The organism is Acidobacteriota bacterium (genome assembly GCA_003696075.1).
In the GTDB taxonomy this organism is placed as follows: Bacteria; Acidobacteriota; Polarisedimenticolia; order J045; family J045; genus J045.
On record RFHH01000168.1, the window covers coordinates 1 to 11,404 of the forward strand.

General features: G+C 73.8%; 13 protein-coding genes. 6 read left to right on the forward strand and 7 right to left on the reverse strand.

What is annotated here, in order from left to right; all coding sequences use genetic code 11:
- The first annotated feature begins 293 nt into the window (after window positions 1-293).
- Entirely contained in the window at window positions 294-827 is a 534-nt protein-coding gene (locus D6718_11230) for a hypothetical protein (protein ID RMG43814.1), read from the forward strand.
- Between the two features lie 17 nt (window positions 828-844).
- On the opposite strand, the gene D6718_11235 is transcribed toward D6718_11230, so the two are convergent.
- Window positions 845-1,912 carry a helix-turn-helix domain-containing protein gene (locus D6718_11235; protein RMG43815.1) on the reverse strand — a complete coding sequence of 356 codons (1,068 nt, stop codon included), beginning with the start codon at window positions 1,910-1,912 and terminating at the stop codon, window positions 845-847.
- Window positions 1,913-2,100: 188 nt separating this feature from the next.
- On the opposite strand from D6718_11235, the gene D6718_11240 reads away from it, so the two are divergent.
- The 5 genes from D6718_11240 to D6718_11260 are packed head-to-tail and all read left to right on the forward strand — an operon-like array spanning window position 2,101 to window position 6,871.
- Window positions 2,101-2,712, forward strand: coding sequence for a methyl-accepting chemotaxis protein (locus tag D6718_11240; protein RMG43816.1), 612 nt, complete (start codon window positions 2,101-2,103; stop codon window positions 2,710-2,712).
- A 23-nt stretch (window positions 2,713-2,735) separates the two neighbouring features.
- Window positions 2,736-3,644, forward strand: a complete 909-nt coding sequence (locus D6718_11245) for a hypothetical protein (protein ID RMG43817.1) — start codon at window positions 2,736-2,738, stop codon at window positions 3,642-3,644.
- Between the two features lie 37 nt (window positions 3,645-3,681).
- Window positions 3,682-5,163 carry an amidophosphoribosyltransferase gene (locus D6718_11250; GenBank protein RMG43818.1) on the forward strand — a complete coding sequence of 494 codons (1,482 nt, stop codon included), beginning with the start codon at window positions 3,682-3,684 and terminating at the stop codon, window positions 5,161-5,163.
- On the forward strand, window positions 5,160-6,212 hold the full coding sequence (locus tag D6718_11255) for a phosphoribosylformylglycinamidine cyclo-ligase (GenBank protein ID RMG43819.1): 1,053 nt from the start codon (window positions 5,160-5,162) through the stop codon (window positions 6,210-6,212). Before D6718_11250 ends, D6718_11255 begins: the two co-directional genes overlap by 4 nt.
- Window positions 6,213-6,250: 38 nt before the next feature.
- Complete coding sequence (locus D6718_11260; protein RMG43826.1) at window positions 6,251-6,871, forward strand: phosphoribosylglycinamide formyltransferase; 621 nt, start codon at window positions 6,251-6,253, stop codon at window positions 6,869-6,871.
- 19 nt (window positions 6,872-6,890) lie between these two features.
- On the opposite strand, the gene D6718_11265 is transcribed toward D6718_11260, so the two are convergent.
- From D6718_11265 to D6718_11290, 6 genes are all read right to left on the reverse strand, one after another.
- Complete coding sequence (locus tag D6718_11265) at window positions 6,891-7,394, reverse strand: D-glycero-beta-D-manno-heptose 1-phosphate adenylyltransferase (GenBank protein RMG43820.1); 504 nt, start codon at window positions 7,392-7,394, stop codon at window positions 6,891-6,893.
- Between the two features lie 3 nt (window positions 7,395-7,397).
- Window positions 7,398-8,405, reverse strand: a complete 1,008-nt coding sequence (locus D6718_11270) for a sugar kinase (GenBank protein ID RMG43821.1) — start codon at window positions 8,403-8,405, stop codon at window positions 7,398-7,400.
- Entirely contained in the window at window positions 8,402-9,130 is a 729-nt protein-coding gene (locus tag D6718_11275; GenBank protein ID RMG43822.1) for an HAD-IIIA family hydrolase, read from the reverse strand. Before D6718_11275 ends, D6718_11270 begins: the two co-directional genes overlap by 4 nt.
- Complete coding sequence (locus D6718_11280; protein RMG43823.1) at window positions 8,986-9,960, reverse strand: hypothetical protein; 975 nt, start codon at window positions 9,958-9,960, stop codon at window positions 8,986-8,988. Before D6718_11280 ends, D6718_11275 begins: the two co-directional genes overlap by 145 nt.
- Complete coding sequence (lpxK, locus tag D6718_11285; protein RMG43824.1) at window positions 9,957-11,165, reverse strand: tetraacyldisaccharide 4'-kinase; 1,209 nt, start codon at window positions 11,163-11,165, stop codon at window positions 9,957-9,959. The genes D6718_11280 and lpxK overlap by 4 nt, the downstream gene beginning before the upstream one ends.
- A partial coding sequence (locus tag D6718_11290) for a glycosyltransferase (protein ID RMG43825.1) occupies window positions 11,048-11,404 on the reverse strand: 357 nt, incomplete at its 5' end. The genes D6718_11290 and lpxK, both read right to left, overlap by 118 nt.

Below are 11,404 nucleotides of genomic sequence, written 5' to 3' on the forward strand. Positions count from 1 at the left end.
GGCTGGAAACCCCACCGCCGCGGCGGACGACCCGTCCCCTCCCGCCGCACCGTCGTCTGGCGCTTCACCTGCCCCTGGTGCCGCCGCAGCTTCGGGTCCTCCGTCTTCGGCCCCGACGAGCGCTGCCGCATCCCCGGTCTCGCCGTCGCCCCGTTCGATCCCCTCTGCGAGGGCCGGGCCGAGCGCCCGGCGGCAGGTTCCTCGGCGAAGATCGGCTCGGCGTCTCAATCCGAGACGCTTCGTCCCGCCCGCTTTTCGCGCGGCGCTCGCTCAAAATCTTGGAGATCAAGGACTTGGCTGCTGAGCCGGGCGGATGGCACCGGACCCGCACGCCCTTCGGCGGGGTGGGGCCGGTGACCCGCACCGGAGAGGAGGCCTCGATGAGACACCTTCACCGCTCGACCCGGCCGATCGCCTTCGCTGCAGCGGCCCTCGCCGTGCTTCCCTCTCTCGCCGCCGACGGGGCGTGGACGGAGACCTACTTGCGCGCCGTCGCCCTGATCGAGCAGGGGAGGGTGGAGGAGGCGGCGCCCTTGCTCGACCGCGTCATCGCGGCCCACCCGCTCCCGGCTCTCGACGTGCCGACGCCGGGGGCGGAGTCGATCGACTACCTTCCCTACCTGCAGCGCGCCCGCCTCGAGCTGCGACGGGGCGATGCCCTGGCCGCGCTCCGGAGTCTCGACGTGTCGCTCGCGTTCGGAGGCACGCGAGCGGTCGCCTCGCTGCGCCGGTGGGTCTTCACGCTCAAGGCCCAGGCGCGGGCGGCGCTGCACCGCCACGGGGACGTTCGCGCCGCCCTCGCGCCCGCGGCGATTCCGGAGAGCTGAGCGGGCCGGAGGAAGGCTCAGTCGGCGAGGTAGGCCTCGAGCGCGGCCGGCGCGATGCGCACGGCGTCGCCGATCCGCTTCGCCTTGAGTTCCCCGGCGGCGACGAGCCCGAGCACGTCCTCCTCGCTGACGGCGAGGATCCGAGCCACCTCGGCCGGGGTGAGAAGCCGCGGGAGGTTCGGCGGTGCGGCGGGGGCGGGGCCCGGCAGCCCACCCTGCTGCTGCATGATCTGCTGGGCGATCGCCAGGCCCACCGCCATTTCGGTGGCCACGCCGCCGGCGCCGCCGCCGCCTTTTTCGAGGCCCCTCGCCAGCTGGAACTTGACGTACTCGTTGAGATCGCCGACGGCGGCCATCCCGGCCCGCTCGTCGATCACCCGTTCGACCTCCGGCGGCAGCGAGACGTTCTCCACGACGAAGGCCGCGATCTCGATCCCGTACTTGGCCCGGACGACGGGATTGATCAGGGGCACGAGCGCTTCCCCCAGCTCCGTGTAGCGGCGGGCCACGTCGAGCAGCGGGATGCCGGAGGTCGCCAGCGCGTCGCTGAAGACGCTGACCACGCGCGAGCGCATCGTCTCGGCGAACTCCGGAACTTTGAAGACGGGGTCGGACCCGGCGACCTCGCGCAGGAAGACCTTCGGGTCGGCGACGCGGAAATCGTAGGTGCCGAACGCCCGCGCGCGGACGACGCCCAGGTCCTCGTCGCGCATCATGATCGGGTTCGCGGTGCCCCACTTGTTGCCGGTGAACAGCCGGGTGTTGACGAAGTAGACGTCCGCCTTGAACGGTGACTCGAAGCCGTACTTCCACGACGCCAGGCGGGTCAACACGGGGAGGTTGTCGGTGGTGAGCCGGTGCCGGCCGGGGCCGAAGGTGTCGCCGAACTCGCCGAGGTAGACGAACTGGGCGACCTGGGACTCGCGCACGATGAGCTGGGCCCCGTTCTTGATCGCCTTGTCCTCGTCCGGGAAGCGGTAGGAGATCACGTCGCGGGCGTCGTCCGTCCACTCGATGATCTCGATCAGTTCGCCCTTGACGAAGTTCCAGAACCCCTGCTTCGAGCCCGAACCGGTGCTCGCCATCGTCGCTCCTCCGCGGCGGGGCCGCCCGCCGGTCGAGGCTACGTTCGGCCCCGCGCCGGGCCGCGGCAAGGGCGCGCGCGGCCCTTCCTCCCGCCCCCGGGCGGCGCGGCCGGTGACGGCCGGACGCCGGGAACCCATATTCGACTCGGCCGGACCCGCGCCGGCCCGACCCGCCGGAGGGAGGGAGCATGAGCAGCACCGGGGTGCAGGGACCGATCGATCAGGCGGCCGCCCGGACGGGGGAGCCGCCGGTCACGAGCGGGCGACCGCACGTCTTCCGCCGGCGCTACCTGATCGACTGGCGGGCCCAGCTCGCGGGCAGCGTGCTGAGCATCCTGGTCGTGGTGGTGCTGCTGGTGATCGTCAACGTCGTGCTGTACCAACTCGGAACGGTGACGACGGCGGCGATCGCCGACCTCGCTCCCGACCTCGCGGCTTCCCTCCACCAGCGCGATCTCCTTCGCGTGAAGGTGACGCTCGGCTGCTCCATCGGCCTGCTGGCGGCTTTCGTCTTCCTTCGCATCGTGGAGACGCACAACATCCACGGGGCGGCCTACAACCTCGCCCGCCGCCTCCGCGAGCTTGCCGACGGGCGCCTCGACGTGAGCGCGCGCCTCCGGCGCAGCGATCAGCTCCACCCGCTGGCCGAGGCCTTCAACGAAGCCGTCGAGCGCCTGCGGCAGGACGCGGCCAACGAGATCGCACTCTTGGAGGAGTGCGCGGCGAGGGCGGCGGGCGACCCCGAGCTGAGCGCCACGCTGCGGGGTCTGGCCCGCAAGAAGCGCGAGGCGCTCGGCTGACGCGCGCCGCCGCGCTTCGGGGTATGCTCGCCCCGATGCGCGTTTCGCCCCAGGAGGGCTCCGGCGGCCGGCTCTGGCCGTACGTCGCCGCCACGGTCGTGGTGGCGGGACTCGCCGCCGTGTGGCTGGCTCGCGACCCGATCCTCTCCCGCCTGTCCCGACCCTACGTGGAACGGGCGAGGGCCGAGTGGGAAAAGGAGCGTGCCGCGGCCGCGCCGGAGGAGGAGGTGGCGGCGCCGGGCGGGGCGGGGGAGCTGCCGGGCGCGGACGTCTGGGAGCGCGTGACCGGGGCGCCGCCGGCATGGCCGGGCGACCTGCTCGCTCCGCCGGACTGCGCCGACCGGGAGGAGATCGACCGGGCGCTGTGCCGCGCCGTGGAGTCCGTCGGGACGCGGCACGGCGTGAGCTGCGGGTTTCTGGTGGAAGCGGCCGAAACGCTCGCCGCTTCCCCTCCCGAACTCTCCCGGGAACGGGCCTCGGCCGAAGGGCTGGCCGAAAACGCCACGCACCTGTTCCGGCGGCTGCGCCGCCGGCGGCTGGAGCCGATCCGGGCCCTGCTGGACGAAGACCCGGCGGCCGCCGAGCCGCTCGCGTTGCTGGCCTTCCGGCGGCTCCAGGCGCGGGAACACTGCGGGCCCCGCGGCGCCGAAACCGGGCGCGCGGCGTACGCCTACGCGAGCTTCGCGCTCGAGTCGCTCGGCGGTCAGGCCTACCTTCACCGCCGCTGGCCGCGGGTGGCGGCGCTCGCCTCCTTCTACGCGATCCTGATCGTCGACGAGGCGGAGCGGCAGGGAAGGAACAGCGAGGGGGTCGACCTGCGCCCCCACATCGCCCGCACCCGAGCGCTGCTCGAGCGCTTGCCGCTGACCTTCCGGGACCGGTACCTCGAGACCCTCGATCGGCTGGCCTCCCGTTGGCCGGGCGGCTCCTGACGCGCGGGGCGGTCCCCCGCCGGGGTAGAATTCGCCCATGAACGCACGAGCGGCGGGGCCGGCGCGGGACGGTTTTCGCGACGAGTGCGGGGTCGCCGCGGTGCACGGGCATCCGGAGGCGGCGCATCTCGTCTACCTCGCTCTCTATGCCCTCCAGCACCGGGGCCAGGAGTCGGCGGGGATCGCCGCGGCCGACGGGAAGAGGATCCGGCGGTTCGTCGGAATGGGACACGTCGCCGAGGTCTTCACTCCCGAGATCATGTCCGGGCTGACCGGGAACACCGCGATCGGACACGTCCGGTACGGGACGGCAGGCTGGTCGACGCTGGAGAACGCGCAGCCGCTGCGGATGCTCCACCGCCGCGGCCCGGTGGCGCTCGCCCACAACGGGAATCTGGTCAACGCGCTGACGCTGAGGACGGAGCTGGAGCGGGAGGGCTCGATCTTCCGCACCAACTCCGACACCGAGGTGATCTTCCACCTCGTCGCTCGCTCCCGGCAGGAGACGCTCGAGGACGCTCTGGCGGAGGCTCTCAACAAGGTTTCCGGCGCCTTCTCCCTCGTGGTGGCGGGGACCGACCGCGTGATCGCGGTGCGCGATCCGCACGGGTTCCGGCCGCTGTCCCTCGGCCGCCTCGACGGGGGAGCCCCGGTGATCGCTTCGGAAACCTGCGCGTTCGACCTGATCGGGGCGCGGTTCGAGCGCGACATCGCCCCCGGCGAGATGCTCCTCCTCGGGCCGAACGGGGAGGAGACCTCTTTCCAGCCGTTTCCGCGCACCGACCCGCACCCCTGCCTGTTCGAGTACGTCTACTTCGCGCGGCCCGACAGTTACGTCTTCGGCCGGCCGGTCGGGTCGGTGCGGCGGGCCCTGGGGGCGGAGCTGGCGCGCGAGCAGCCGGTCGAGGCGGACCTGGTCGTCCCCGTGCCCGACTCGGGAGTCCCGGCGGCGATCGGCTTCGCCCAGGAGTCGGGAGTCCCGTTCGATTTCGGCCTGGTGCGGAACCACTACGTCGGCCGGACCTTCATCGAGCCCGCCCAGTCGATCCGGCACTTCGGCGTGAAGGTGAAGCTGAATCCGGTCCGGGCGCTGATCGCCGGCCGCCGCGTGGTTCTCGTGGACGACAGCCTGGTGCGCGGCACGACCATGGCCAAGATCGTGCACATGGTCCGCCAGGCGGGGGCGCTCGAGGTCCACGTGCGCATCTCCTGTCCCCCGACCATCTCGCCCTGCTACTACGGGATCGACACGCCGACGCGGAAGGAGCTCATCGCCTCGTCCAAGAGTGTCGAGGAGATCCGGCGCTTCATCGGAGCCGACTCGCTCGGCTACCTCTCGCTGGAGGGGATGCGCCGCGCCGTCGGATCCGAGGAGGACGAGCACTGCGTGGCCTGCTGGACGGCCGACTACCCGGTGCCGATCGCGGACAGCGCCGAGATGAAGGACCGCATGAGGCTGATCGACGCGACGCTGGAGGAGCTGGGGGCCGGAATCAACCGGGAGCCGGAGAAGCGATGAGCGAGAGTGGGCGGCGGATGACTTACCGCGACGCGGGCGTCGACATCGACGCCCAGGACCGGGCGCTGGCGCGAATCCGGCGCCTGGTCGCCTCGACGCGGACGCCGGGCGTCCTCTCCGATCTGGGGACCTTCGGCGGGCTGTTCCGCGTGCCGGCGGATGTCGACGATCCGGTCCTGGTGGCCAGCACCGACGGGGTCGGCACGAAGCTGCTGGTGGCGGTCCGCGCCGGCAAGCACGACACGGTCGGAGAAGATCTCGTCAACCACTGCGTGAACGACATTCTCGTGATGGGCGCGACGCCCCTGTTCTTCCTCGACTACGTCGCCGTCGGGCGGCTCGACCCGGCCGTGCTGGAGCAGGTGGTGGAGGGGGTGGCCCGGGGATGCCGGCAGAACGGCTGCGCCCTCGTCGGCGGGGAGACGGCGGAGATGCCGGACGTCTACGCTCCGGGCCACTACGACCTGGCGGGCACCATCGTGGGGATCGCTCCGCGAGCCCGACTGCTCGACGGATCGAGGGTCGCCGCCGGCGACATCCTGATCGGACTTCCCTCGACCGGCCTCCACACCAACGGCTATTCGCTGGCCCGGCGGATCGTCTTCGAGCGCATGCGGCTCGATGTCGCCGACGAGCTGCCGGGGTGCGGCGTGAGCGTCGGGGAGGCGCTGCTCGCCGTGCATCGCAGCTACCTCCGTCCCCTGGAAGGGCTGCTCCGGGACGGCCTTCTCTCCGGTCTGTGCCATGTGACCGGAGGCGGAATTCCGGACAACCTCCGGCGCATCCTGCCCGCCGGAGCGCAGGCGAAGGTCCGGCTCGGTTCGTGGCCGGTGCCTCCGCTGTTCCGGACGCTCCAGAGGGCGGGGGAGGTCCCCGCGGAGGAGATGCTCCGGACGTTCAACATGGGCATCGGGATGATCGCCGCCGTGCCCCCGGCGGCGGTGGACGAGGTGTCCGCCCGTCTCTCGGCGGCGGGTGAGCGCTGGTACGAGATCGGGACGATCGCCGCCGACGAGCGGTCGGTGGTCTTCGAGGGAACGCTGCCGTGAAGCGCGTCGGTATCCTGATTTCGGGCCGCGGTTCGAACATGACCGCTCTGCTCGAGGCGATGCGAGCGGGAGAGGTCCCCGCGGAACCGGCGGTGGTCGTCTCGAACAAGGAAGACGCGCCGGGCATCGCCAAGGCCCGCTCCTACGGCGTGCCGGTCGAGGTCGTTCCCTCTTCCGCCTACCGAGGGCGCGGCCGGGAGGCGCACGACCGGGCGGTCGCGGAGGCGCTCGACGCTCACCGGGCGGAGATCGTCTGCCTGGCGGGCTACATGCGGGTCCTCACGCCGTGGTTCGTCGAGCGCTACGCCGGGCGGCTGCTGAACATCCACCCCTCGCTGCTGCCCGCCTTCCCGGGGCTCCACGCGCAACGCCAGGCGCTCGAGCACGGCGTCCGGATCGCCGGCTGCACCGTCCACTTCGTCGACGCGGAGGTCGATCACGGCCCGATCGTGGTCCAGGCGGCGGTTCCGGTGCTGCCCGGGGACGACGAGGAGACGCTCGCGGCGCGCATCCTCGAGCAGGAGCACCGGTGCTACCCGCTGGCGCTGAAGCTGCTGTGCGAAGAGCGGCTGCGGATCGAGGGGCGACGGGTGGTGGTGGCGGGCGAGAGTCCCGCCGAGCCGCGCGCCATCGTCTCGCCGGCGCCTTCGGCGGAATGAAGCGCCGCCGCGCCCGGGCTCAGCGGGCGCCGGAGGGCGGCGTGCGGGCGAGGATGGTGCGGATCAGGTCGGTGGTCGCGTGGCGCTTCGGGTCGCCGGCGATCAGGACCTCGATGCCCAACTCCTCGTGGGCCCGGCGCTCCTCTTCCGGAAGCGTTCCGGGCCGATAGTCGGTCCCCTTCACGTGGAACCGGGGCCGCAGCAGCCGGAGCGTCGCCGCTGCCGTGCGCTCCGGGAACCAGGTCACGTAGTCGACGGCCCGGAAGGCGGCCACCACCAGCAGCCGGCCGGGGAGGGGGACGATCGGCCGGCCCGGGCCGCGCAGAGCTTCGGCCGAAGCGTCGTCGTTCAGGGCGACGACGAGCAGCCCGCACCGGGCACGGGCGTCGGCGAGGTACCGGGCGTGCCCGACGTGGACGAGGTCGAACAGGCCGTTCGCGAGCGCGACCGGGCCCGCCGCGCCGGAGCGAACGAGACGGGCCAGGCGCTCCCTCGGGAGGATCTTGTCGCGGGGGTCGCGCACGGCTCACCAGGATTCCCGGATGGCGGTCCGGAGCTCGGCGGGTTCGACGGTGGCGGTTCCCCGTTTCATCACCACCAGACCGCCGGCGATGTTCGCCAGCTCGGCCGCCTCCCTCCAGCTTCCGCCGGCTGCGCGTGCCGCGGTGAACACGGCGATCACCGTGTCCCCGGCTCCGGTCACGTCGGCGACCTCGTCGCTTCCGAAGACCGGGATGCGCACGGGCCGGCGCCGGGTTTCGAAGAGGGTCATCCCGCGGCTCCCCCGGGTCACCAGGAGGGCCGCCGAGCGGAGGAGCCTCCGCAGCTCCCGGCCGGCACGCTCGATCGAGACCTCGTCGTCGTCGTCGAGCGGTCGTCCCACCGCCCGCTCGACCTCCTCGAGGTTCGGGGTCGCCGCGTCGACCCCCCGGTATCGCGGGAGGTCGAACCGGCTGTCGAGCGTGATCGGGCCGGGGCCGGGCCCGAGCGAGCCGATCCAGTCCGGCCCCAGCAGGCCGTACCCGTAGTCGGCGAGCAGGAGCGCGGCGCCGCGGCGGCGGCGGCGGCGGGCGGCCGCCAGCAACCTCCGCCGGAGAGCGGGCCGCACCGCGTGATCGCGACCGCCGCGGTCGATCCGGACGATCTGCTGCTTCGCGGTGTGCGGGCTCCCGGCGAGGATGCGCGTCTTGGCGGGCGTGACGTACTCCGGGTCCGGAACGAGCGACGACACGTCGACTCCCCGCTCCGCCAGGAGCCGCCGCAGGCGCTCGCCCCGGCGGTCGCCGCCCACCCTACCCACGAGGCCGGTCCGGACTCCGAGCGCCGCCAGGTTGGCGGCGGTGTTCCCGGCGCCGCCGGGAGCCAGATCGGTCCGCCGGTGGTTCAGGATCAACACCGGCGCCTCCCGGGAGACGCGGGCGATCTCTCCGTACTCGAACTCGTCGAGGACGGCATCGCCGACGACGACGACCTCGGTCGCCGCCAGCGCATCGACCAGCTCGAGCAGGCGCTCCCGCGACGGCCGGCGGCTCATCGGCCCGCTCCGAGGCGCGCCTGGATGTACCGCCACGCCCCGGCGAGGTCGTCCGCGATCCAGTCCGGCCAGACGTCGCTCGCCGCACCCTTCCAGAGGATCTCGCCCCGGCCGTAGCCGGTGCGCAGCATCACCGTCGCCGCGACGCCAGCCGCCCGGCCGGCGCCCACGTCCTTGAAGCTGTCGCCGACGACGAAGCTCCGCGACAGGTCGATCCCGAGCTCCCGGGCCGCCTGCTCCAGCATGCCGGGACCGGGCTTCCGGCACCGGCAGCGCCGCCGGATGCCCGGGGGGCCGAGCTCCGGGTGGTGCACGCAGGCGTAGTAGCCGTCGAGTCCGGCCCCCTCCCTGGCGAGGAGGGCGAACAGGCGCTCGCGCGTCTCCTCGACGACGTGGAGCGGGAAATAGCCGCGCGCGACGCCGGCCTGGTTCGTGCAGACGACGGCCGCGAGCCCGGCGGCGCGGACCTCCCGCAGCACCGCCGCGGCCTGCGGCATCAGCTCGAGGCGGTCGGGGTGATTGACGTACCCCACCTCCCGGCAGAGCGTGCCGTCCCGGTCGAAGAACACCGCCGCCCGGCTCACGGCGCCTCTCCTCGGGACGCCGCCGGCCCGGCGGTCGGAACGCCGCGGTAGCGCCGTCCGAGCGAGGGCGGCTCGTTCGGCGGGGGCGGCTTCCAGCGGTCGTGGAGCCAGAGCCAAGTCTCCGGCCGCTCGCGGATCCAACCCTCGATCCGCTGCGTGGCGGCGAGGGTGAGGCGGGCGACGCGCTCTTCGAGGTCGCCCCCCTCCGGCGGTTCCAGGGCGGGGAAGTAGCGGATGTCGTACCCGCCGTCGGGGCGCGGGACGGAGACGACCGGCACCGCGGGCGCGCCGAGCCGCAGCGCGAGGTGCCCGAGGGCCGGTGTCACCGCGGCGAGTTTTCCGAGGAACGGAAGCCACAGCCGCGGAGGGCCGGAGACGTGCTGGTCGATGAGGATCGCCACGGACCTTCCCTCGCGGAGCGAGCGGACGGCGCGCCGGAGCGCGCCGCGGCGGCCCAGAACCCGGTTCCCGGCGGCCTCCCGCCAGCGCCGGAACGCTCGCCGCAGCGCCGGATTCTCCGGCGGCCGCGCGATGAAGTCCAGCGGGTGGCCTGCGGCCGCCTGCCGTGCCGCGACGAGCTCCCAGTTTCCGATGTGCCCGGAAAAGACCAGGACACCGCGCCCCCGCGCCTTCGCAGCCAGGAAATGCTCGAAGCCGGTCACCTCGAACAGGGGCGCCGCCCGCTCCTTCGCGTACTCCGGCAGGGCGAGGATCTCCGCGAGCACCCTCCCGAAGTGCCGGTACACGCCGCGGGCGATCCGCGCCGCGTCTTCGGCCGGCAAACCGAGGCGGCCGGCGATCCGGGTTTCCACCTGCCGGCGCCGGCTCCGGTCCGCGGCCGCCGCCAGGCGGCCCAGCGCCGCGCCGATCCGGACCCGGCCCCTGGGGGAAACGGGGCGGAGCGCGGCGGCGAGTCCGAGGAGCACCGCGGCCTCGGCGGCGCCCGCCGCGGACCGGAGGGCGCGGCTCATCGCGCACCCGCCCGCGAGACGGCCCTTTCGACCAGCTCGAGCACGGAACGCTCCGCCCCGCACCGCATCTCCACCTCCAGCACGGCGGGCGCCGGCGCTTTCTCCGGCCAGCGCACCGCATCCTTCGACGTCGTGATCACCAGCGGTCCGCCGGCGGCGTCCGCAGCGGCGGCGATCCGCTCGGCGTCCGCCTCGGTGAACCAGTGATGGTCGGGCCACGCCAGATGCTCCCTGAGATCGGCGCCGAGCCGCTCGAGCGTTCTCGCGAAGCGTTCCGGCCGCGCGATCCCGCTCACCGCCACGACGGGACGCCCCGTCAGCCAGGAAGGATCGCGCACGCCCCCGTCCGGCAGCCTCACCGCCACCGGCACCAGCGCGGCCGCCGTCACCGGCGGGCGGCGGTCCCTCGGAACCGCGGCGAGGAGGTCCCGCAGCGGTTCCGGCAGCTCGGGATGGTCCAGGAACGCAGGCCGGCGGGCGAGGGGCTCGGGCGCCCCTGTGAGGACGAGAAGGCCGGCGCGCAACAAGGCGGCGGGCGGCTCCCGGAGCGTTCCCGCCGGCAGGGGCCGCCCCTCGCCGAACGGCCGGCGGGCGTCGAGAAGCAGCAGGTCCAGATCGCGATGCAACCGGCGGTGCTGGAAGCCGTCGTCGAGGAGGATCACCTCGCACCCGAGCTCGATCGCCAGCTCCGCCCCCCGCCGCCGGTCGCGCGCCACGACCACCGCGTGCGCCCGCGCCGTTCGGGCGAGCCACACGGGCTCGTCGCCGGCGTCCCGCACCGAGGCGACCGCGCGGCCCTCGCGGCCGGCCACCAGCGTCCCTCCGTCCCGGCGGCGGCCGTAGCCGCGCGACACGATGCCCACCGCGAAGCCACGGCGAGCGAGCGCGGAAGCGAGCCACGCCACGGCGGGAGTTTTCCCGCTGCCGCCGACCGTCAGGTTTCCCACGGACACCACCGGCCGGGACACGCGCCGGGGCCGACGCCAGCCCCGGTCGTACAGCGCGTGGTGGGCCTGCGCCGCGGCGAGGTACAGCCAGCCCAGCGGCGCGAGAGCGGGGTGCGGCCTGAGCCATCGCGCGGCGCCGATCAACCGAGGCACGCCAGCACCTCCGGCGCGATCCGCTCGGCCACTCCGCGATGGCGGGCGAGCGTCACCCGTGCGGCGGTCCCGGCGGCTTCGCGCGCTTCCGGCTGGAGCACCCACCGCGCCAGCGCCTCCGCAGCCTCCTCGGGGGAAGCGGTCCGGACCAGCGCCCCCGCCCGCTCGAGTGGACCGACGAGGTCGGCCTGTTTGTCGACGTAGGGCCCGGAGACGAGCGGACAACCGGCGGCCGCCGCTTCGAGCGGGCTGTGTCCGCCGACCGGGACGAAGGTTCCGCCCAGCACCGCGGCCTGCGCCAGCGGGTAGGCGGCCCGCAACGCGCCCATCCTGTCGAGCAGCAC

Excerpts from the sequence above, each read along its gene's own strand:
- D6718_11235 (RMG43815.1), bottom strand. The coding sequence starts at position 1,912 with ATGGCGAGCACCGGTTCGGGCTCGAAGCAGGGGTTCTGGAACTTCGTC.
- D6718_11255 (RMG43819.1), top strand. The coding sequence starts at position 5,160 with ATGAGCGAGAGTGGGCGGCGGATGACTTACCGCGACGCGGGCGTCGAC.
- D6718_11250 (RMG43818.1), top strand. The coding sequence starts at position 3,682 with ATGAACGCACGAGCGGCGGGGCCGGCGCGGGACGGTTTTCGCGACGAG.
- D6718_11280 (RMG43823.1), bottom strand. The coding sequence starts at position 9,960 with ATGAGCCGCGCCCTCCGGTCCGCGGCGGGCGCCGCCGAGGCCGCGGTG.
- D6718_11240 (RMG43816.1), top strand. The coding sequence starts at position 2,101 with ATGAGCAGCACCGGGGTGCAGGGACCGATCGATCAGGCGGCCGCCCGG.
- D6718_11245 (RMG43817.1), top strand. The coding sequence starts at position 2,736 with ATGCTCGCCCCGATGCGCGTTTCGCCCCAGGAGGGCTCCGGCGGCCGG.
- D6718_11270 (RMG43821.1), bottom strand. The coding sequence starts at position 8,405 with ATGAGCCGCCGGCCGTCGCGGGAGCGCCTGCTCGAGCTGGTCGATGCG.
- D6718_11260 (RMG43826.1), top strand. The coding sequence starts at position 6,251 with ATGACCGCTCTGCTCGAGGCGATGCGAGCGGGAGAGGTCCCCGCGGAA.